The sequence below is a fragment of the Actinoplanes sp. NPDC051537 genome (assembly GCF_055586105.1).
The window spans coordinates 174,402-194,191 of the sequence record NZ_JBVJIU010000008.1 but is presented as its reverse complement, the minus strand read 5'-3'; the positions used below and the strand labels follow the sequence as shown (position 1 = coordinate 194,191).

Below are 19,790 nucleotides of genomic sequence, written 5' to 3'. Positions count from 1 at the left end.
AGAGCGAACAACCCCATGCTTTCCGTGCCGGGCGCCCGAGTCGCCCGCCTGGAAGGGGGAGGTCCAGACAGATGAACAAGCTCAGAGGGCTGGCCGTGGGGGTGGCCGCCGTGCTGGCCCTGGTGGCCGTGCCGCCGGGAGTGTCGGCCGCGGCCACCGGCGGGACGCCCGGCGATCCGCCGCTGCCGTCGTACCCCGGCAACCTGCCGTCGGTCTCGGCCGGCGCGCTCGCCGCGGTCGGCACCACCGCGCTGCCGTGCGACACCAGCGGCCTCGACGACAAGCAGCTGACCCGGGACGAGGTGCTCACCCGGGCCCGCAGCTGGCTCAGTGTGGGTGGGGTCCCATACAGCCAGGAACGCTGTTACCGCAACGGTTACGGCGACTACCGCACCGACTGCTCCGGGTTCGTCTCGATGGCGTGGGGCCTCGGCGACGGCGACGCGTGGTGGACCGGCAACCTGGACGAGCGGTCGCACGTGATCGCCCGCTCCGCGCTGGAACCGGGCGACGCGCTGCTGCGGCACACCGGCGACCCGCACCAGAACCACGTGGCCCTGTTCCTCAAGTGGTCGGACTCGGCGCACACCAAGCCGGTGGTGATCGAGCAGGCCGGCAGCACCGGCACGGTCCAGGACACGTGGAGCCAGAGCGACGCCTCCGTCTACACGCCGGTCCGGTACGACAACATCCTCGACGGCACCTACGACAGCTTCGACGGCGACGCCCGGGCCGACATGATCGTGCACAGCGGCACCGACGTGTCGGTGCGGCTGAACACCGGCAGTGCCTGGGACGGCGGCCGCTCGGTCAGCTCGGGCTGGGGTCGCTTCCAGGGCATGGACGTGCCGGACGGCATGGGCCGGCTGTACTTCGCGGACTTCAACGGCGACCACCGGACCGACATGATCGTCCACGGTGGCACCGACGTCTCGGTGCGGCTGAACACCGGCAGCGGCTTCGACGGCGGCCGCTCGGTCAGCTCGGGCTGGGGCCGCTACCACGGTCTCCAGGTGCCGGACGGCCTGGGCCGGTTGTACTTCGCGGACTTCAACGGCGATGGACGCGCGGACATGTTCGTGCATTCCGGGACGGATCTTTCCGTACGGCTGAACACCGGCAGTGGGTTCGACGGTGGCCGGTCGGTCAGCTCGGGGTGGGGTCGTTACCACGGGATGCAGATTCCGGACGGCCTCGGCCGGTTGTACTTCGCGGACTTCAACGGTGACGGACGCGCGGACATGTTCGTGCATTCCGGGACGGATCTTTCCGTACGGCTGAACACCGGCAGTGGTTTCGACGGTGGCCGCTCGGTCAGCTCGGGGTGGGGTCGTTACCACGGCCTTCAGGTGCCGGACGGCCTCGGTCGCCTCTACCTCGCCGACTTCAACGGCGACCACCGGACCGACCTGATCGTGCACAGCGGCACCGACATCTCGGTGCGGTTCAACACCGGCGACGGCTTCGACGGCGGCCGCTCGGTCAGCTCGGGCTGGGGCCGCTACTTCGGCATGCAGGTCCCGGACGGCCTCGGCCGCCTCTACTTCGCCTCGTAACCGCCCGCACGCCGCTGCCGGGCCCAGCCCCTCGGGCCCGGCAGCCCCCTTTTCCCGGGAGACAGCATGACTCCGAGCACATCCCTGCGCCGGCTGCTGACCGCGACGCTGGCGGCCGGTTCGATGATCCTCACGATGACGCCGGCCGCGCACGCCGCGACCGACCCGCCCCTGCCGGCCGCCCAGAGCGTGACCGCCGCCATCTCCAGCGTCCCCTGCGACGACAACGGGACGACCAGCGCCGACGCCGACCTCGCCGCCGCGCTGAACACCACCCTCACCGACAAGCTCGACGGCTACATGACGGCGTACCGGGTCTCCTGCGCCCGGATGATCACCAAGGCGGTCCGGAACCGCAACCTCGTCCGGCGGGCCGCGGTCATCGCGGTCACCACCGCCATCGTCGAGTCGAGCCTGCAGAACTACGACGTGGCCGTCGACCACGACAGCCTCGGCCTGTTCCAGCAGCGGGCCTCGTGGGGCAGCGCGGCCCAGCGCACCGACCCGATCTGGGCGACCAACGCGTTCCTCAACAAGATGATCGACAAGTACCCGGGCAACGCGTGGCAGTCGGCGCCGATCGGCGAGGTGTGCCAGGCGGTGCAGGTGTCCGCGTACCCCGACCGCTACGCCGTCGAGGCGAGCGACGCCGGCAAGATCGTGGACGCGGTCTGGGACTACGCCACCGACGGCCACTACGACAGCTTCGACGGCGACGCCCGGGCCGACATGATCGTGCACAGCGGCACCGACGTGTCGGTGCGGCTGAACACCGGCAGTGCCTGGGACGGCGGCCGCTCGGTCAGCTCGGGCTGGGGCCGCTACCTCGGGATGCAGGTCCCGAACGGCCTCGGCCGGCTGTACTTCGCCGACTTCAACGGCGACCACCGGACCGACATGATCGTGCACAGCGGCACCGACGTGTCGGTCCGGCTGAACACCGGCAGCGCGTTCGACGGCGGCCGCTCGGTCAGCTCGGGCTGGGGTCGCTACCAGGGCATGGACGTGCCGGACGGTCTCGGTCGGCTCTACTTCGCCGACTTCAACGGTGACGGGCGGGCGGACATGATCGTCCACGGTGGCACCGACGTGTCGGTGCGGCTGAACACCGGCAGCGGCTTCGACGGCGGCCGCTCGGTCAGCTCGGGCTGGGGCCGCTACCACGGCCTGCAGGTGGCGAACGGTCTCGGCCGGCTGTACTTCGCGGACTTCAACGGCGATGGGCGGGCGGACATGTTCGTGCATTCCGGGACTGATCTTTCCGTACGGCTGAACACCGGCAGTGGTTTCGACGGTGGCCGGTCGGTCAGCTCGGGGTGGGGTCGTTACCACGGGATGCAGATTCCGGACGGTCTCGGCCGGTTGTACTTCGCCGACTTCAACGGCGACCACCGCGCCGACATGATCGTGCACGGCGGCACCGACGTGTCGGTGCGGCTGAACACCGGCAGTGGTTTCGACGGCGGCCGGTCGGTCAGCTCGGGCTGGGGTCGCTACCACGGTCTGCAGGTGCCGGACGGTCTCGGCCGGCTCTACTTCGCCTCCTGACCCCCGGGTTGCTGCCGGGTCCGCATGCGGGCCCGGCAGCTTCTCACTCGGCGGAGATCGGCGCGGCGGCGGCCCGCGTGAAGGCCACGTTCTCCCGGGCGATCACCCGGGCGATCATGCCGCCGAACAGGGCCGCGAACAGGCCGGCGCCGCGGCCGGTCACCTCGATGGAGAGCGTGTTGCGGGTGCCGTCGCCCTCGGGGGCGAGCAGGTGACGGCCGATCATGCGCAGGCCCATCCGCCTGGTCTCCCAGGTGAACTCCGTCGTGGGGGACAGGGTGGTCACGGTCCAGACGGCGGCCGTCTGGCCGGGCTGCTTGACCCGCGCCCGGCTGCCGATGCGCAGCGGGCCCGGGTCGAGCAGCGTGACGCTCTGGACGGTCGGCATGAAGGACGGCCACTCCGCGACGTCGGTGGTGAGGCGCCAGACCAGGGACGGCGGCGCGCTGATGACGGTGCTGTTCTCCCGGTACATGAGGTGACTGTACCATTTGGTACATGGATCGTGAATCCCGTGAGGCCTTGCTCACGAAGGTGATGACCGCCGTCGCGCGGGACGGCCTGGCCGACCGCAGCCTGCGCGAGATCGCGGCGAGCGCCGGCACCAGCCACCGGATGCTGCTCTACCACTTCGGCTCGCGGGAAGGCCTGCTGGCGGCCATCGTCGCCGCGGTCGAGGCCCAGCAGCGGGCGGCGATGAGCGCGATGCCGGCCGGAACCCCGCGCGAGGTGATGACCGGGCTGTGGGGGCGGGTGTCGAGCCCCGAGCTGCGGCCGTTCGTGCGGTTGTTCTTCGAGGTGGCGGCCCTGACCACGCGCGGGCCGGCGTCGCTGGACGACGGCCTGACCGGCCCGTGGCTGGAGGACGCGGCGGCGGTGGCTTCCGGACTTGGGCTGGAGCCCGACCGCGCCGCGCTGCGCCTGGGCGTGGCAGTGACCCGGGGGTTGCTGCTCGACCTGCTGGCCGGTGCGCCGCGGGCGGAGGTCGACGAGGCGTACGCCCTCTTCGTCGGTCTGGCTTCGCCGTAGGGTCGACGGATGCTGGAGACCCAACGCGAACGCGTGCCCCTCGACGACGACGGCGAGCGGGAGACGGCCCTGGCCTTCCTGGCCTTCGCCCGATCGTGCGTGCTGAAGAAGCTCGACGGCCTCGACGAGGACCAGCTGCGCCGCCGCCTGGTCGTCTCCGACACGACGCTGCTCGGCCTGGCACAGCACCTGACCGACGCCGAGCGCTACTGGTTCGGCCACACCCTGGCCGGCGACCCGCGCTGGGCCGAGGTCGATTTCGACATGGTCGTCCCGGCATCCCGCACCGCCGCCGAGGTCATCGCCGGCTACCGAGCCGCGATCGCCGAGAGCGACGCCCACATCCGAGCGGCCGAGAGCATGGAGACCCGAACCGCCCAGCCGGTCGCCGACGCGCCGCGCACGCTGCGCTGGGTGCTGGCCCACGTGACCAGCGAGACCGTCCGCCACGCCGGCCACGCCGACATCCTGCGCGAGCTCATCGACGGCGTAACGGGCCGCTGACCTGGTGCGGAAGAAGGGACTCGAACCCTCACGCCCTCTCGGGCACGGGCACCTAAAACCCGCGCGGCTGCCAATTTCGCCACTCCCGCACGTCTCGCCCCACCGGGCCAAACGTTGAAGAGAGTCTAGACGGTCAAAGGTCAATCCCCGGTCACGGCCGCCGCCACCCGCTCGGCCTGCGTCCCGAGCCCGGCGTCGCGCAGGATGCTCCCGATCGTGCCGGCCGACACCACAATCGGCTCGGGCCGCAGGCGGAGGGCGGCGGCTATCTTCCGCGGCCCGAAGAGCGGGTGGCACAACGCGAACGCGACAACCTCATCCCGGTGCGCCGCCCGCGGCCGAGGACACCGGGGCGCGGGCACGATCGATCCGCGTTCGGCCAGCCGTCGGCGCAGCTCGTAGACGTGCCCAGGGCTGCACCCGATCGCGCGCGCGGCGTCGGCGACTGTGACCTCGCGCCGGCCGACCCGTTCGAGGATCTCGACCTTGGCCGCGTCGTCGAGCGCGGCCCCGCTCGGCGTCGAGGCGACCGGCCGGCCGAGCGCGTCGACCCGGGTGAGCGGCGCCTGCTGCCGAGGCCGGTTGCGGCCCGCGTAGTTGGTCGTCTGTGTGTGGCAGTTGGGGCAGAGGAAGCGGAGGTTCCCCGCCCGGCAGTCCCAGAACCGCCCGTCGATGTGGTCGATCTGCAACGTCAGGGGCTTGCCGTTCCAGTGACCGCCGCAGCCGCAGGCGGCGCAGCGATAGGGCCGCCCCGACTCTTCCAGGGCGCGTCGGAGCACACCGGGCGCTTGTCGCTTGGCGTCGCGGGGACGCACCACGAGGATCTCGTCCGCGCGGCGGCGGCGGGGGCTGACGATGCCACGGGCGTGCCCGCTGCCCACGAAATGCGCCGTGTCGATTTCCCACAGGGTGAGGCGTCGACGCAGGTGGGCATGGGTGCCGCCGTTCAGCGGGACGCCGAGGGCGCGCAGCACCCCGGCCATCGTGGTCGCCGCCGCGGCGGCGTCGGCGAGGGACTCGCGGGTGTACTTCACGTGCGGCATGGTGGGAACGTACCGACGGGGTACGACAAGAGCGCGGAGCACGAGCACGGCGGCCGCCTCGCGGATCGAGCCGCGTGACGGCCGCCGTGGGCGCGGGAGACCGGTGGTCGTGACCGAATGATCGGCCGGAAAAGGGGGGATCTTCGGAAATGTTCAGTCGATTCCCAAATCCCGGCGGAGCTTGGCGACGTGGCCGGTGGCCTTCACGTTGTAGAGCGCGCGCTCGATGACGCCGTTTTCGTCGATCACGAAGGTCGAGCGGATCACGCCCATCATCGTGCGGCCGTAGTTCTTCTTCTCGCCGAACGCGCCGTACGCCGTCAGGACGCTCTTGTCCTCGTCGCTGACCAGGGGGAACGTGATCGCGTCGCGCTCGCGGAACTTCGCCAGCTTGGCCGGGGCGTCGGGGGAGATGCCGATCACCTCGTAGCCCGCGGCCTGCAGCGAGGCCAGCGAGTCGCGGAAGTCGCACGCCTGCGTGGTGCAGCCGGGGGTCATCGCGGCGGGGTAGGCGTAGAGCACCACCTTGCGGCCGCGCAGGTCCTTCAGCGTGAGCCGGTCGCCGTTGTCGGTGGGCAGCGAGAACTCCGGCGCGGCGTCGCCGGCCGAGAGTCGGGCGGTGTCAGTCATGCGACGACGATAGACCGGCGGATACCGCGGACTCCGGTCACGGTGAGTGCGATTCCCGCGCTCAACGCGAGGGCCACGCACGTACGGGTGAGCCAGCCCGGCCCCGAGACCGGCAGAACCGCTCCGCGGAAGACGGCCGTCTCGGTCAGGCCCGCGAAGAGGGCGAGGCAGGCCCCGGCCAGGGCCAGGAAGAACGGCGGGTGCCGATAGGCGGCGGCGAGCACGATCAGGCCCACGACGATCAGCACCAACGGTGGGCTGATCCCGTCGAGGACGGTGCTCAGGGCGTACGCGAGCGGAAGTAGCCCACCGATGAGCGCGACCGGCCGCACCCCGCCCGGCCACCTGATCAGCAGGCCGGTCAGCAGGACGCCGGCCAGGGCCGCGATGCCCCACCAGAGCCCGGCGCGCGGCGGCGGCACCCAGTCGAGCGTGCCCCTGATCTCGAACGTCCGCACCTGCGCCCGCAGCGGAACCGTCCAGTCCCGGAGGCGATGCGCGCGGGTCGGGTCGGCGCTCGCCGGCGGCGGACGGCCGGCGCTCAGCCAGTGCGTGCGCTGATCGTGCCAGCGCACGGTGGTCGCGCCCGAGACGCGGCGCCAGGCGGGGGGCGCGGTGGGATCGGCGGTGGCGGGCACGGGGGTCTCGCCGGTCAAGGTCTCGTTGAGGTACGCGGCGGGGGAGTTGACGTTCTGCCAGGTGCCGTCGGGCCGGATGTCGAGGTAGGGCTCGCCGGAGTAGCCGAGCACCTCGACCGAGTGCCCGGTCGTGTTGCTGAGCTCGAGGCGCGCGCCGGCTTCCACCGTACGGACGCTCAAGCCCTTTTCCGGAACGCTGATCCCGGTGACCGTCGTGCGGTAGGCGGTCGCGTCGGGCGCGTCCCCACCGTGCGCGAACGCGGGCGTGGCCGGCGCGAGGAACGCGCCGGCCACGATCACCAGAAGGGCGAGGCGTCTCACCCCGCGGCCGCCGCCACGGCCTTGGTGAGATCGTCCGAAGTGGGCACCGAGCCGCCGGCGCCCTGCAGCTGCTTGCCGTTGACCACCACGGTCGGCGTGGCGTTGAAGCCGCGCGACGAGAACGTGTCGGTCACCTTGCCGGCCCAGGTGTCGTACGTCTTGTCGTTGACCGCCTGCGCGAAGGCGTCGCCCAGCCCGACCTGCTTGCCCAGCTCGATGAGCTTGGCGTTGTCGAGGCCGTCGCTGTTCTCCGGCGGCTGGTTCTGGTAGAGCACGTCGTGGTACTCCTTGAACTTCCCGCCCTCGGCCGCGGCCGCCGCCGCGCCCGCTGACCGGGTGGAGTACTGGGTGCCGTTCGAGGACCGGTCGAGGATCGCCACCGGGTGGTACCGGACGGTCACCTTCTTCTCGTCGACCAGCGTGTTGAGCGTGTCGGCCGAGTTGGTCTCGAAGTTGTGGCAGATCGGGCACATGAAGTCTTCGTAGAGATCGATCGTGACCGGCCCGGTGCCCACCGCGAACGCCGTGCCGTCGTCGACCGCCACGCTGGGCGTGCTCACCTTGCTCGCCTCGGTCTTGTGCTGCTGGTTGGCGTAGACGCCCCAGCCGATCAGGCCGGCGATCAGCAGCACACCGACCACGGCGACCGACGTCCAGATCGTCACCCGGCGCCGCCGGGCGGCCGCCTTCTGCTGCTCGACGATCCGTTTGGCGGCCTGCCGGTCTCGCGCCCGGTTGCCCTTGCTCATCTTTCCCCCATCAGAAGTCCGTCCAGTGAGAACCGGGTGCGCGGCTTCACCAGCAATATCCCGGCCAGGACGAGGAATCCCACATCGCGCAGGATCTCCAGGCCGTACTGGGCGGTGCGGCCGCCGGTCAGGTCGCCGCCCTTGCTGAAGCAGCCACAGTCGATCTGCAGGCCGCGGGCCCACGCCGACACGATCCCGGCGATGAAGATCACCAGGACCAGCGCGGCGATCGCGGCGCTCAGCCGGACGGCCAGGCCGATCAGCAGGAGCAGGCCGAGCGCGATCTCCAGGAACGGCTGGACGGCGCCGACCACCTTGGCGGTATCGAAGGACATCAGCCGGTACGCGTTGACGGCGCGACCCGATTCGGCCAGGTCACCGACCTTGAGCGCGCCCGCGGTCAGGAACACCGCCGCCAGGCCGAGCCGCGCCACCGTGGAGATCCACGGCCAGGCAGCCGTCATCCGGGCAGGCAACTGCCTCGTTTCCATCGTCACGCCCTGTTAGTCGAAGTCCTCGCTCGCCAGGTTCCCTCAATCAACTGTGCTTTGTCTGGGAACCGGCTGGGAGGGACTTTGGACCCCTTTTGATCAGCTTGCTCGGCCGGCTTCTTGGCCCGGCCCGCCTCTTTGCCCGGCCCGCCTCTTTGCCCAGCCCGCCTCTTTGCGCAGCCCGCCTCGTTGCCCGGCCCGCTCGGCCGGCTTCAGACCGCGCGGGCCTGGGCCACCGCGGTCACCAGTTCGTCGCGGGCGCGGGCCACCCGCGAGCGGATCGTGCCGACCGGCACGTCCTCGACGGCGGCGGCCTCGGCGTAGGAGAGGCCGAGCACCTGGGTGAGCACGAACGCGGTGCGCCGCTCCTCGCTGAGGTGGCCGAGCAGGTCGGCGGTGCTCAGCCGGTAGGCCGGGTCGGGCGCGGGCAGGTCGGTGCAGGCCTGGGCGGCGAGCCGGGCGTCGAGCCGGCGGCGGCGCACCACGGCCCGCAGGTGGTCGGCGCACGTGCGGCGGGCGATGCCGAGCAGCCAGGTGCGCACGCTCGAGCGGCCCTCGAAGCCGGGCAACGCCTTGAACGCGCGGAGGTAGGTTTCCTGAGTGAGATCGTCGGCGGCGCCGGTGTCGACCAGGGCGGCGGTGAATCGCCACACCTCGGCCTGGGTGGCGCGCACGAACGCGGCCTGCGCAGCCGGGTCCCCCGCGCCGGCCTTTATCGCCAGCAACGTGGTGGGATCTGCGCCGTTCTCACCCTCCGTCATGGTCGGCCATGGTACGCGGAGCAGAATTGTCGGCGCCTTCTGGAACCATGTGGGCCGCACGGGCGACTACCCGCCCGTGGGAGCTTCTGACCGGATCGGGGAGCATGGCGCGCATGACCTTTGATCGTCGACGGGCCGTTGCCGGTGGCATCGGCCTGCTGATCGGGCTCTTCCTCGTGCTGCTCGGCCCGGCGTCGCCGGCCAGCGCGCACGCGGCGCTCGTCGCGAGCGACCCGGGCAACGGCACGATCGTGCCCGACGCGCCCAACAAGGTGACCCTGACCTTCACCGAGTCGGTCCAGATCGTCACCGGCAAGATCCAGGTGCTCGCGCCCGACGGCACCCGTGCCGACCAGGGCGAACCCACGGTGAACGGGTCGGCGCTGACGATCCCGCTGCGCTCGGGCGGCGGCCGGGGCACCTATCTGGTGAGCTTCCGGGTGATCTCGGCCGACAGTCACCCGGTCGGCGGCAGCATCACCTACTCGGTGGGCGCGGCGTCGGCGACCCCGTCGGCGGCGGTCGACGAGACCAAGGTCGACCCGGTGGTCCGGGCGCTCATCCCGGTCGGCAAATATCTGGGGTACGCGGGACTGGTGCTCCTGGTCGGGCCGGCGCTCGTGCTGGCCCTGCTGTGGCCGCACCGGCTCAGCCGCCGCGGGCCGTCCCGGGTGATCTGGACGGGCATGGGCCTGGTCACGTTCAGCACGCTGATGGCGATCTGGCTCCAGGTCCCCTACTCGATCGGGACCGGGCTTTTCGACGTACGGGTGGGAGACCTCCGTGATGTCCTCGGCAGCACGTTCGGGGCCGTCATGCTGGTGCGGCTCGGCGTGCTCTGCGCCGCCGCCCTGCTGTTGCGGCCGCTGCTCAAGGGTTCCGGCGAGTCGAAGACCGACCTGGCCCTGCTCGGCGTGCTCGGCGTCGCGGCCCTGGCCACCTGGCCGCTGACCGGTCACCCGACGGCGTCGCCGGTGGCCGGCGTCTCGGTGGTGATCGACGCGATCCACCTGGCCGCCATGTCGGTCTGGCTCGGCGGGCTGGTCATGCTCGTCGGCTTCCTGCTGCGGCAGGCCAACGAGCGTGAGCTCGCGGCGATCCTGCCGATCTGGTCGCGCTGGGCGGCGACGGCGGTGAGCGCGCTGATCCTGGCCGGCGTCGTGCAGGCGCTGATCGAGGTGTCCACGCTCGACGGGTTGGTCAACAGCACGTACGGCCGCCTGATCTTGGTGAAGGTCGCCTTGGCGGCCTGCGTCCTCGGCGTGGCCTGGTGGTCGCGCCGGCTGGTGCGCTCGAAACAGGCCGAGGCCGAGCCGCGCGGGTTGCGCCGGGTGGTCGGCGTCGAGCTGGCGATCACGGCGGTGGTGCTCGGGGTCACCGCGGCGCTCGTGCAGATCGCGCCGCCGCGCACGGCCGAGGCCGCCTCGACCGCCGACACGAGCAGCACCGTCACGCAGACGCTGACCAGCAGCACGATGGCGCTCCAGGTGGACATCTTCCCGGCCACCGTCGGAAACAACTCCCTTCACCTGTACGCGTACACGCCCGACAACAAGCCGCTGACGGTCGTCGAATGGACCGGCACGGCGGCGCTCGCGTCCAAGGGAATCGAGCCGATCCCGATTCCGCTGCTGCGGATCACGGATTTCCACGCGGTGGGCGACATCGCGTTGCCGTCGGCCGGGCAGTGGACGTTCAAGTTCACGGCCCGCACGAGCGACATCGACGAGCAGACGCTGACGATGACCGCCAACATTTCCTGATTTTTCCAGTTTTTTGTGGCCCGAGCCCGCCGGGGCTCGGGCCACTGTCACGTCCGTCAGCGATTTAGACGCTATTTGACCACTTTGGGGTTATTTGGATCTGTATGGTCTCCGCAGTACGGCCTGAGATAGGGGGAGAAGCTGATGCGGGTGCTCCGCACGATCCTCGGCATGGTGCTGCTGACCATCGGTTTGCCGTCGCTGCTCGCGGGCGCGGCGCTGTGGACCGCCATGCAGCACCGCGACCAGGGCGGCGCCTTCGGCGGCGACCTCCAGCGGCTGGCCGTGCCCGGCTACGCCGTCGTCGTCCCCGACGTCGACCACCTGCTGCGCGCCGACGCGCCGTTCACCCGGGTCGGGGACTCCCAGCTGCGGGTCAACGCGCGGACGCAGGACGGGCCGGCCTTCCTCGGCATCGCCCCGACGGCCGCGGTCCAGGAGTACCTGGGCGGCGTCCCCTACAGCACGGTCCGCACCGTCGACATCGGCACCGGCGCGCTGCCGGTCGCCACCAACGCCCTGCCCGGCCGCCAGGCCCCGGCCCTCGTTCCCGCCCGGGCGTCCTTCTGGCTGCGCACCGGCGAGGGCAGCATCGCCTGGTCCCCCGGCGACGTGCGCGGTGGCCCGTACAGCCTGGTCGTGATGAGCCCCGGCGCGAAGTCCGGCCTGGTGCTGACGTCGTCGGCCGAGCTCCGCCCCGGTTGGCTGAACTCCAGCACCTGGGGCCTGCTGACGCTGGGCACCCTGCTGGTCATGGTCGGCCTGATCGTCCTGGCCTGGCCCGGCCGCCGCCGCGAGGTCATCTACGTCGTGGAGCCCAGCCAGGTCCCCGACCTGATGGCCGCCATCGGCGCCCCTTTGCCCCTCAACAAGCTGGCCGCCGCCCGCCCCGCCGGCGCCCACCGTCCCCGCTCGCTGGCGGACGCCCCGAGGGCCGCCCTCCCGTCCTCCGCGCTCGAGTTCACCTGGCCGCCGGCCGCAAAGCCGGCCCTGACCGGTCCCGCCGCCGTCCCCGTCCCCGCGTCCGGGGTGCCGCTCTCGCCCGGTGTGGCGCTTCCGGCCGGTGTCCCGCTTTCCGCTGGTGCCGCGCTTTCCGCGGGTGGCCCCTTTCCCGCGGAGGCCGCGCTTTCCGCGGGTGTCCCGCTTTCCGCCGGCGCCGCGCTTTCCGCCGAGGTGCCGCTCTCCGCCGGCGTGCCGGTTTCTGGCGCGCCGTTCCCCACCGGGCTGCCGGTGTCGGGCGCGCCTTTCGCGGAGGCGACGCCGGGTTCGCCGCTTGCGGCCGAGACGCCGGTGTCGGGTGCGCCGGTTTCCGGCGCGGCCCTTTCCGCTGGTGCGTCCGTGTCGGGTGCGCCGGTTTCTAGCGCGCCTCTTTCCGCTGGTGCGGCCGTGTCGGGTGCGCCGGTTTCTGGCGCGCCTCTTTCCGCCGGAGCGGCCGTGTCGGGTGCGCCCTTCGCCGCCGGGATGGCGGTCTCGGGTCCACCCAGCGCGGCCGAATACGCCGCGGCGACGGCGATTCCCGGCCGCCCGGCCTCTCCGCTCGGCCGGGTGCCCGCGCCCGGCGAGCCGCTCAACTTCATCCAGGCGGCGTCGGCGGGTGGCCCGGTGTCGCTGCCACTCGGCGACCTGCCGTCATCGCCCGACTCCCTCTTCGGCCGCAGCGGCGCCCGGGGTGGCAAGCGTCGCACCGCCGACCCGTCCGACCTGCCGATGTTCCACGCTTCGGCAGTAGACGCCTGGGTCGCCGAGACCGCCGCCGAACGAGCCCGCGAAACCGAGGCCACCGCCGCCGCCCGCATGGCCGAGGTGGCCCGCCGCAAGGCCGCGGCCGCCGCCGGCCGCCCGGAGGACGAAGCTTCGCCGGATTCGCCCGAGTCGACCGGCGGCGCGCCCTCGATGTCCTCCAGCGATGTGGCCGCCGCCTACGCCGCCGGAGCCGCCGACGCCCGAGCCGCACGCGGCGACCTCCCCCCGGCGGGCGACAGCGCCCCCGGCCGGGGCGGGTCGTCCGCACCCGGCTCCGCACCGGTAGGCACGCCGGCCGGCCGCGAGACTGCGCCCGTTGCCCGGGAGACCGCGCCCGTTGCCCGCGAGACCGCGCCCGTTGCCCGTGAGAGCGCGGGCCGGGAGACGACGACGGTGCGGGAAGCCGTGCCGGCCGGGCGTGAGGTTATGGCCGATCGTGATCCACGCACGGCGGGCCAGCGGGTCAGCGTGATCACCGGCCCGAACGCGACGGACTGGTCCGCTACCGGCCTCACCCGCGCCGACTCGCCGCGGGTCGGGCGTCAGGCGGCTCCGGCCTCGCGGGTTCCGTCCCCGTCCGCCGCGGCCACGAAGCCGGCCGTGGCGGAAAGCGCCGCCCCGGCCGACGCCGCGCCCGAAGGTGCCGGTGCCAAGACCGGCAAGGCTCGGCGGCCCAGCCCGTTCCCCAAGGTCGAGGGGCTCGGGCGGCCCTCGGTCGCCGCCGCCGAGCGGGCGCCGGGTGACGCAGAACTCGTCTCGCCGGCTGGGACGGGGAAGGCCGCGGCGGCTACCGTGGCCTCTTCCGCCACGAGTTCCGGGGCTTCCGGCCCTGGTCAGGCTTTGCTCGCCACGCCGGCCGCTTCCGCCGGGTCGTCCGCTTCCGCGACGACCGCGAGCACCGGCGCCGCGCCCCTATCCGCCAGTAGGGCGCGGCAGGCCGCGGGGGCGGACACCGGAACGGGTGACCATGACCGTGGTCCGGTGTCCGCTCCCAGGCTGACCTCCGTGATCGGCGCCTCGGGCGCCGCACCGGACGACACCGCGGCCAAGCCGGAGGCGGACCGAGCAACCCCGCCGCGCACCACCGCACCCGCGCAATCGTCGAGTCCCGACATCACGCCGCCCGTGCGGGTGGCCCCCGCGAGCTCGGATGTCTCGGCCGTCATGCACGCCATGGCCCGCGGCGAGCGAATCACCGGAGCCACCCCTGCCACGAACGATGCCGAAGGCCGCCCCACCCAGCGTGCGATGCCAAAGCCGTCCGGCGCCGAGACCTCCGAGCCGAACGCCGACGGCGAGGTCCGCCGCGAGGACGCGATGGCCGAGGTCGCGCTGGCTGACGCCGCGAGGGCTGACGCTGCGAGGGCTGACGCTGCGAGGGCTGACGCTGCGAGGGCTGACGCCGCGAGGGCTGACGCTGCGCGGGCCGAAGCCCCTCGGATCGTCGCCGAGCCCGACGCGAGCGACGCGGGTGAGGGCACCGAAGCCGATCCCGCCGGCGAGAGTGACGATGCCGAGGTGCCGGAGGTCCGGGCCGACTTCCCGCTGACGCAGCGGCCGATGGCCGCCCCGGGTGGGGTGCGCAAGCCGGCCGATCCGCACCGCGGTCAGGACGAAGGCCTCGCGAGCCGGCTCGGGTCGGGTCGGCCGGCCCCGGCCGCCTGGCGGAAGGCCGCCGAGACGATGGCGGCACGGGCGGCCGCGGCGGCCAAAGAGCAGGGCGACGACCCGGCCGCGGACGTGATCGAGGACCTCGCGGGGGCGATCAAGCCGGTGAAGGTGACGCGGGTCCGCGCCACCAAGACGGCGAGACCGAAGGCCGCCGACGCTCCGGCCGAGACCGCCAAGAAGGTCCCGGCCAAGACGGCGGCCGCGAAGGCCACCAAGCCCGCGGCGACCCGGACGACAGCGGCGAGCAAGGCGGCCCTGCCGGCCACGGCGAGCAAGGCGGCCCCGGTGGCCAAGGCGGCCCCGGCCCCGGCCCCGACGGGCGCGGCCGGCCGAGCGGCAGGCACGGCGAGCAAGGCGGCGCCGGCGGGAACGACGGCCAGGACGGCGCCGGCGGGAGCGGCAGGCAGGACGGCCCCGACCGGCAAGGCGACCCCAGCGGCCAGGACGAGTGCGGCGAAGACGGCGACGGCGGCCGAGAAAGCGGCCAGCGCGCTCTCCAACTATCAGAAGGAGGCGGCCGAGCTCTTCGCCGCCTCGGCTCAGCGTCGGCGGCGGCGGACGGTGACGAACCCGGTCGAGCCGGCGCCGCCCGAGCCGGTTCGGCGGCGGCGTTCGGCGCCGAACCGGCCGCAGGACGACTGAGCAGCGCAAAGACCAGTATGAAGGCCGCCCGAACGGGCGGCCTTCGTCATATGACCCAAAAGCCGAGCAAGAACCGAAAGGGCCCTCCGCGCTGCCGACGCGGAGGGCCCTTTACCGGGGGAACGGAGTAACCGAAGGGGGGCTTCGTCCGTTAAGACCAGTTTATCCCGTCAACCGGGCAACTGGGAAGTCCTGCCCCGAAAGCTGACAAAACACGAACCTGGGCGGCAATCGGACGGGTGGCCAGGAGGGACGTGACAGCGACGAGCCATACGCGGGCGTAGGCTGTCGGCGTGGCTGATCTTCTGGTGTGGATCGACTGTGAGATGACCGGTCTCGACCTGGGCAAGGACAAGCTCATCGAGGTCGCGGCGCTGGTCACCGATCCCGAGCTCAACGTGCTGGGCGAGGGCGTCGACCTGGTGATCCATGCCGACGACGCGGCGCTGGACGCGATGCCCCCGGTGGTGCGCGACATGCACGCCAAGTCGGGGCTCACCGAGGAGGTGCGGCGCTCGGTGATCACCATGGCCGAGGCGGAGGAGCAGGTCCTCGCGTACGTGCGAAAGTTTGTTCCCAATCCCCGCACGGCCCCGCTCTGCGGCAACTCGATCGCCACCGACCGGGGTTTCCTGGCCCGCGACATGCCCGCGCTCGACGCGTTCCTGCACTACCGCATGATCGACGTGTCCTCGATCAAGGAGTTGTGCCGCCGCTGGTACCCGCGGGTGTATTTTGGTCAGCCGGCCAAGGGCCTGGCCCACCGCGCCCTCGCCGACATCCGCGAGAGCATCCGTGAGCTGGAGTATTACCGCCGCACGGTCTTCGTCCCGCTGCCCGGCCCCGACGTCGAGACGGCCAAGGCGATCGCCGCCGGACTTTAAAGGGGACGTCACCCGGCCGCGCCGGGTAACCCGCTCGACGACCCCCGCCCGGGTGTGGCTATGATTAGCCGGCACGACGGGGAGATTTCCTCGTGCGCGATGGTGGTCGTAGCTCAGCTGGTAGAGCACCGGGTTGTGGTCCCGGGGGTCGCGGGTTCAAGTCCCGTCGATCACCCCATGCGGTGAAGCGAAAGGCCTGGTCGTCAAGACCGGGCCTTCCGTATTCCACGACCGTCGATAGCCTCCAGGGCATGGAACTCGATTTCCTCAAGCCGTTCGTGCTCCCGGTCGAGACCCGCACCGCCGAGCGTCACGGCCCCGTCGACATCTACCCGCCGGACGACGTCTCCCGGCCCACCCCCGGCGTGCTGGTCGTGCACGGCGGCCCGCTTCCGGCCCAGGTCCGGCCCACGCCGAGGGATTGGCCGGTCTATCGCGCGTACGCCACCCTCGCCGCCGCCCGCGGCATGACCGGCGCGACCGTCGATCACCGCCTGCACACCCCGCTCGCCTACCCGGCGGCCGCCGACGATGTCCGCGCCGCCGCCGAGGCCCTGCGCGCCGACCCCCGGGTCGACGGCGACCGGATTGCGCTGTGGTTCTTCTCCGGCGGCAGCCTGCTCGCGGCGGACTACCTGCGCGATCCTCCGCCCTGGCTGCGGTGCGTCGCCCTCACGTACCCCGTGGCCGCGCCCTTCCCCGACTGGCCCGTGGACTCCCGCTTCCGCCCGGTCGACGCCGTGGGCGGGGCCGGCGACCTGCCGATCGTGCTCACCCGGGTGGGCCGCGAGAACCCGCTGATCGCCGAGGGGGTGGCGTCGTTCCTGCAGGCGGCCAAGTCGCGCATCGAGATCGTGGACGTGCCGAACGGCCGCCACGGCTTCGACTACCTCGACGATGACGACGAGTCCCGCGCCGCGATCCGCAGCGCGGCCGACAAGGTAGCGGCGCACCTCTACGCGTGACCGAGCGCCGCGCGGATGGTGCGGCCGACCGGGGACGGCTCGGCGTCGGTGACCGCCAGGGCGTACGGGCCGAGCTCGTATCCCGGGCCCGGCATCAGCGGCGGCTGGGCCATGAAGCGGGGCCGGTCGCCGTGGTTCGGCTGGGCGGCGTGGACCAGGAACGGGTGACACAGGAAGACGTCGCCCGGGCGGCCGGTCGCGTGGACCACCGGGCGGTGCGCCGACGCGGCGACGATCTCGGGGCAGGCGTCGGGCATGAAGACGCCCTCGGTGCCGTACCGGCGCAGGATCTTCGGCACGTCCATGTGCGAACCCACCCGGATGCGGGTGGGCGCGTTGCGTTCGTCCACGTCGGTGAAGAGGAACAGCATCAGCAGCGCCCGCCCGCTGGAGTGCACGTTGACCCGCCACTCGTCGTGCCCGGGCAGCTGGTAGCTGCTCTCGATGTGCCACCCGGCGTCGTCCGGCTCCTCGTCGTGCGGGAAGCGCAGCGGGAACGAGCCGATCGAGTCGCGCGGCGCCCACCGGCCGGGCCCGACCAGCGCGTCGAAGGCGTCGTGCAGCACCGGCACGTTCGCGGCCCGCACGAACGGTTCCTGGACCATGCCCGGAACCCAGTGGACCGGCTCGGTCCAGGTCGACGGATCGTCGGGCTCGGCGTCGATCCGCTGCCACAGCAGTTCCGCGCACTCGGCCGCGGTCTCGGCCGGCACGGCCTGCTCGAACTTGAGGAATCCGTCCGTCATGAACCGCTCGATCGCGTCCGCATCCACGTCTCGCAGACTGCCGACGCGGCGTGACCGCGGCAACCGAATTCAGCCGCCCATCGAGGCGCCGACGCCGTTCCCGGTGGTCAGGAAGTCGGTGCGGGGGAGGGAACCGTCGGGGCGGCGCGCGCCCTCGGCCGTGGATCGGTCGGTGGAGCGGAACGTCGCCGCCCAGTCGTTGCGGCTCTCGCGTGCGTCCGGCGCGAGCGTGGCCGGCGTCTTGTTCTCGACCGCGACGCACGAGCGCAGCAACGGGGAGCCCGCCGGGAAGGCGAAGCCCGCGCCGCCGTTGTGGTAGGCGGTGGCGTTGGTGATCTCGACGGGACCGCCGGCGCCGTCGTCGGTGAAGCCGCTGCCGTTGTTGTCCCAGGCGACGTCGTGGCGCAGGGAGTGGGCGGGCGGCGCGCCGGTGCCACCCCCGCCGGCCAGCGTGAAGCCGTTCTGGCCGTTGCCGAAGGCCCAGTCGTACTCGAGCGTCACCGGCGAGCCGAACCCGCCGAGGTCGTAGCCGGCCGCGCCGTTGCCCCAGGCCCGGTTGCCGCGCACGAGGTTGCCGGCGCCGTCACCGAACTGGATCGCCAGGCCGGTGCCGACGCCCGCCTGCGCCGGGTCGCCGTTGTCGTAGAAGTCGCTGTTCAGCACCTGGTTGGCGGCCGTGCCGGGGTCGCGCAGCATCAGGCCGGAGCGAACGTTGCCGTGCATCGAAAGCCCGCGGAACACCACATGACTGCAGGAGCTGCACACGTACGCGTGACTTCTCGCGTTCTTGACCTCCAGGCCCTGGATCACCCACCAGGAGGTCCGCTGCGTGATCGCCCACTGATCGGCCGGGATGCCGGCGGCGTCGATGACCGGCCGCTCGCCGCGGTAGGCCGCCAGCGTGATGGGTTTGTCCGAAGTGCCGCTCGTGTCGATCGCGAGTGGCGTGGTGAGGCGGTACGTGCCGCCGCGTAGCAGGATCTTCTGGCCGGGCGCGACCTGGGCCGTCGCCTTGCCGATCGTCGCGTAGGGATGCGCCACGCTGCCGTCGCCGTCGTCGGACCCGCCCGGCGCCACGTAGATCTCGGTACGGGCCACCGGCACCGGCGCCGAGGCCGGTGGCGACACCCGGCGGGCCACCCCGGGCGCGGCCGAGCGGGTCGGCGCCGGCGCCACGATCACCGTCTCGCCGCCGCCGGGCGGGAGGGATTCGTGGTAGACCGCGAACGCGAGTCCGCCGCCCACCGCCACGGTCGTCGCGGCCGCCACCGTCAGCGTCTTGTGCTGGAGCAGCCCGAGCAGCGACAGCTTGGCCGGCACCGAGACCCCGGTCGCCAGCCCGGCCGGCACCGGCAGCGCCGCGATGCCGAGCAGCAGCTCCTCGGGCGCGACCAGGCCCCGGCGGCGTGGCTCGCAGGCCGGGCACTCGCGGACGTGCCGCACCAGCCGCTTGCGCCACAGTGGATCGGCCACCCCGTTCCACCGGCGCAGCTGCTCGCTCAGCTCGGCGCAGCGTGGCCGGGCCCGCAGCGCTCGCACCACCCCGCGGGCGGCGTCGAGCTGGGCCTTCATCCGCTGCACCCGCACCGCCGCGTGCTTGGGCGGCACGTGCAGCGCCTCGGCCAGCTCGCCGCGGGTCAGCTCGCCGCTCGCCTCCTGCCACCAGAGGCCGAGAAGCCGCCGGTCACCGTCGTCGAGCCAGCGCGCCGCCTCGACCAGCTCGCGGCGCTGGTCGGCGACCACGATCTCGGCGGCCGCGTCGTCGGCGAAGTCGGGGTCGGCGATCTCGGTGAGCTCGACCCGGCGCATCCGGGCGGCCCGGCGCGATCGCAGATAGAGCTGAATCTGCCGGTACGCGATGGCGACGAGCCACGAGCGGAACCGCTCCGGCTCGCGCAGTCCGGGCAGGCCGCGGATCGCCCGCAGCATGGTCTCCTGGACGAGGTCGTCCACGTCGGGGTGACCGGCCAGGGCGCGGCCGATGATGTTGTAGACCAGCGGCAGGTGCTCGGCGATCAGCTCGTCGAGGGCGTCGGGGCGGCCGGCCTGAGCGTCCCGCACGAGGCGGGTGACCTCCGGCGCGGTCTGACTCTGTGTCACCGCCGC

The 19,790-nt window shown here is 72.6% G+C and carries 17 protein-coding genes and 2 tRNA genes; 9 read left to right on the top strand and 10 right to left on the bottom strand.

The features are described 5' to 3' along the window. The first annotated feature begins 71 nt into the window (after positions 1–71). Both ACZ6TB_RS21160 and ACZ6TB_RS21155 read left to right on the top strand, forming a co-directional pair. Positions 72–1,556 carry a C40 family peptidase gene (locus tag ACZ6TB_RS21160; protein WP_465556245.1) on the top strand — a complete coding sequence of 495 codons (1,485 nt, stop codon included), beginning with the start codon at positions 72–74 and terminating at the stop codon, positions 1,554–1,556. Positions 1,557–1,622: 66 nt separating this feature from the next. After that, entirely contained in the window at positions 1,623–3,104 is a 1,482-nt protein-coding gene (locus tag ACZ6TB_RS21155; RefSeq protein WP_465556244.1) for an FG-GAP repeat domain-containing protein, read from the top strand. A 43-nt stretch (positions 3,105–3,147) separates the two neighbouring features. On the opposite strand, the gene ACZ6TB_RS21150 is transcribed toward ACZ6TB_RS21155, so the two are convergent. Further along, positions 3,148–3,579 (bottom strand): SRPBCC family protein, encoded by a 432-nt coding sequence (locus tag ACZ6TB_RS21150; RefSeq protein ID WP_465556243.1) that lies wholly within the window; start codon positions 3,577–3,579, stop codon positions 3,148–3,150. Between the two features lie 23 nt (positions 3,580–3,602). Here ACZ6TB_RS21150 and ACZ6TB_RS21145 point away from each other — a divergent pair, with 23 nt between their 5' ends. Beyond that, a complete protein-coding gene (locus ACZ6TB_RS21145; protein WP_465556242.1) occupies positions 3,603–4,133 on the top strand; it encodes a TetR family transcriptional regulator in 531 nt (176 codons plus the stop codon). A gap of 9 nt (positions 4,134–4,142) precedes the next feature. After that, positions 4,143–4,637, top strand: coding sequence for a DinB family protein (locus tag ACZ6TB_RS21140; RefSeq protein ID WP_465556241.1), 495 nt, complete (start codon positions 4,143–4,145; stop codon positions 4,635–4,637). 2 nt (positions 4,638–4,639) lie between these two features. Here the strand turns inward: ACZ6TB_RS21140 and ACZ6TB_RS21135 are convergent. From ACZ6TB_RS21135 to ACZ6TB_RS21105, 7 genes are all read right to left on the bottom strand, one after another. Then, positions 4,640–4,726, bottom strand: a tRNA-Leu gene (locus tag ACZ6TB_RS21135). A 51-nt stretch (positions 4,727–4,777) separates the two neighbouring features. Then, complete coding sequence (locus ACZ6TB_RS21130; RefSeq protein WP_465556240.1) at positions 4,778–5,680, bottom strand: hypothetical protein; 903 nt, start codon at positions 5,678–5,680, stop codon at positions 4,778–4,780. 153 nt (positions 5,681–5,833) lie between these two features. Next, the gene (gene bcp, locus ACZ6TB_RS21125; RefSeq protein WP_465556239.1) at positions 5,834–6,310 is read right to left on the bottom strand and encodes a thioredoxin-dependent thiol peroxidase; all 477 of its coding nucleotides are present in this window, start codon (positions 6,308–6,310) and stop codon (positions 5,834–5,836) included. Further along, positions 6,307–7,269: a hypothetical protein gene (locus ACZ6TB_RS21120; protein WP_465556238.1), complete on the bottom strand. Its 963-nt coding sequence runs from the start codon at positions 7,267–7,269 to the stop codon at positions 6,307–6,309. The genes bcp and ACZ6TB_RS21120 overlap by 4 nt, the downstream gene beginning before the upstream one ends. After that, positions 7,266–8,018, bottom strand: coding sequence for a DsbA family protein (locus ACZ6TB_RS21115; RefSeq protein ID WP_465556237.1), 753 nt, complete (start codon positions 8,016–8,018; stop codon positions 7,266–7,268). Before ACZ6TB_RS21115 ends, ACZ6TB_RS21120 begins: the two co-directional genes overlap by 4 nt. Beyond that, complete coding sequence (locus ACZ6TB_RS21110) at positions 8,015–8,482, bottom strand: MauE/DoxX family redox-associated membrane protein (protein WP_465556236.1); 468 nt, start codon at positions 8,480–8,482, stop codon at positions 8,015–8,017. The genes ACZ6TB_RS21115 and ACZ6TB_RS21110 overlap by 4 nt, the downstream gene beginning before the upstream one ends. 239 nt (positions 8,483–8,721) lie before the next feature. Next, the gene (locus tag ACZ6TB_RS21105; RefSeq protein ID WP_465556235.1) at positions 8,722–9,270 is read right to left on the bottom strand and encodes a sigma-70 family RNA polymerase sigma factor; all 549 of its coding nucleotides are present in this window, start codon (positions 9,268–9,270) and stop codon (positions 8,722–8,724) included. Between the two features lie 113 nt (positions 9,271–9,383). Between ACZ6TB_RS21105 and ACZ6TB_RS21100 the strand changes: the two genes are divergently transcribed. From ACZ6TB_RS21100 to ACZ6TB_RS21080, 5 genes are all read left to right on the top strand, one after another. Continuing rightward, entirely contained in the window at positions 9,384–11,033 is a 1,650-nt protein-coding gene (locus tag ACZ6TB_RS21100) for a copper resistance CopC/CopD family protein (protein WP_465556234.1), read from the top strand. Positions 11,034–11,177: 144 nt separating this feature from the next. Continuing rightward, the gene (locus ACZ6TB_RS21095; RefSeq protein WP_465556233.1) at positions 11,178–15,089 is read left to right on the top strand and encodes a hypothetical protein; all 3,912 of its coding nucleotides are present in this window, start codon (positions 11,178–11,180) and stop codon (positions 15,087–15,089) included. A gap of 293 nt (positions 15,090–15,382) precedes the next feature. Continuing rightward, positions 15,383–15,973, top strand: a complete 591-nt coding sequence (gene orn, locus ACZ6TB_RS21090; RefSeq protein ID WP_465556232.1) for an oligoribonuclease — start codon at positions 15,383–15,385, stop codon at positions 15,971–15,973. Between the two features lie 102 nt (positions 15,974–16,075). After that, positions 16,076–16,151 (top strand) — tRNA-His (locus tag ACZ6TB_RS21085). Positions 16,152–16,224: 73 nt separating this feature from the next. Continuing rightward, positions 16,225–16,938: an alpha/beta hydrolase gene (locus tag ACZ6TB_RS21080; RefSeq protein WP_465556231.1), complete on the top strand. Its 714-nt coding sequence runs from the start codon at positions 16,225–16,227 to the stop codon at positions 16,936–16,938. Here the strand turns inward: ACZ6TB_RS21080 and ACZ6TB_RS21075 are convergent. Together ACZ6TB_RS21075 and ACZ6TB_RS21070 are read right to left on the bottom strand one after the other, a co-directional pair. Further along, positions 16,929–17,684 (bottom strand): phytanoyl-CoA dioxygenase family protein, encoded by a 756-nt coding sequence (locus ACZ6TB_RS21075; protein WP_465556230.1) that lies wholly within the window; start codon positions 17,682–17,684, stop codon positions 16,929–16,931. The two genes, ACZ6TB_RS21080 and ACZ6TB_RS21075, sit on opposite strands and share 10 nt — an antisense overlap. A 69-nt stretch (positions 17,685–17,753) precedes the next feature. Then, complete coding sequence (locus ACZ6TB_RS21070; protein WP_465556229.1) at positions 17,754–19,784, bottom strand: sigma-70 family RNA polymerase sigma factor; 2,031 nt, start codon at positions 19,782–19,784, stop codon at positions 17,754–17,756. Positions 19,785–19,790: the final 6 nt, after the last annotated feature.

Coding starts and splice junctions, on each gene's coding strand:
- ACZ6TB_RS21140 (WP_465556241.1), top strand. CDS start 4,143: ATGCTGGAGACCCAACGCGAACGCGTGCCCCTCGACGACGACGGCGAG.
- bcp (WP_465556239.1), bottom strand. CDS start 6,310: ATGACTGACACCGCCCGACTCTCGGCCGGCGACGCCGCGCCGGAGTTC.
- ACZ6TB_RS21150 (WP_465556243.1), bottom strand. CDS start 3,579: ATGTACCGGGAGAACAGCACCGTCATCAGCGCGCCGCCGTCCCTGGTC.
- ACZ6TB_RS21130 (WP_465556240.1), bottom strand. CDS start 5,680: ATGCCGCACGTGAAGTACACCCGCGAGTCCCTCGCCGACGCCGCCGCG.
- ACZ6TB_RS21155 (WP_465556244.1), top strand. CDS start 1,623: ATGACTCCGAGCACATCCCTGCGCCGGCTGCTGACCGCGACGCTGGCG.
- ACZ6TB_RS21105 (WP_465556235.1), bottom strand. CDS start 9,270: ATGACGGAGGGTGAGAACGGCGCAGATCCCACCACGTTGCTGGCGATA.
- ACZ6TB_RS21080 (WP_465556231.1), top strand. CDS start 16,225: ATGGAACTCGATTTCCTCAAGCCGTTCGTGCTCCCGGTCGAGACCCGC.
- ACZ6TB_RS21160 (WP_465556245.1), top strand. CDS start 72: ATGAACAAGCTCAGAGGGCTGGCCGTGGGGGTGGCCGCCGTGCTGGCC.
- ACZ6TB_RS21100 (WP_465556234.1), top strand. CDS start 9,384: ATGACCTTTGATCGTCGACGGGCCGTTGCCGGTGGCATCGGCCTGCTG.
- ACZ6TB_RS21110 (WP_465556236.1), bottom strand. CDS start 8,482: ATGACGGCTGCCTGGCCGTGGATCTCCACGGTGGCGCGGCTCGGCCTG.
- ACZ6TB_RS21075 (WP_465556230.1), bottom strand. CDS start 17,684: ATGACGGACGGATTCCTCAAGTTCGAGCAGGCCGTGCCGGCCGAGACC.
- ACZ6TB_RS21115 (WP_465556237.1), bottom strand. CDS start 8,018: ATGAGCAAGGGCAACCGGGCGCGAGACCGGCAGGCCGCCAAACGGATC.
- ACZ6TB_RS21095 (WP_465556233.1), top strand. CDS start 11,178: ATGCGGGTGCTCCGCACGATCCTCGGCATGGTGCTGCTGACCATCGGT.
- ACZ6TB_RS21145 (WP_465556242.1), top strand. CDS start 3,603: ATGGATCGTGAATCCCGTGAGGCCTTGCTCACGAAGGTGATGACCGCC.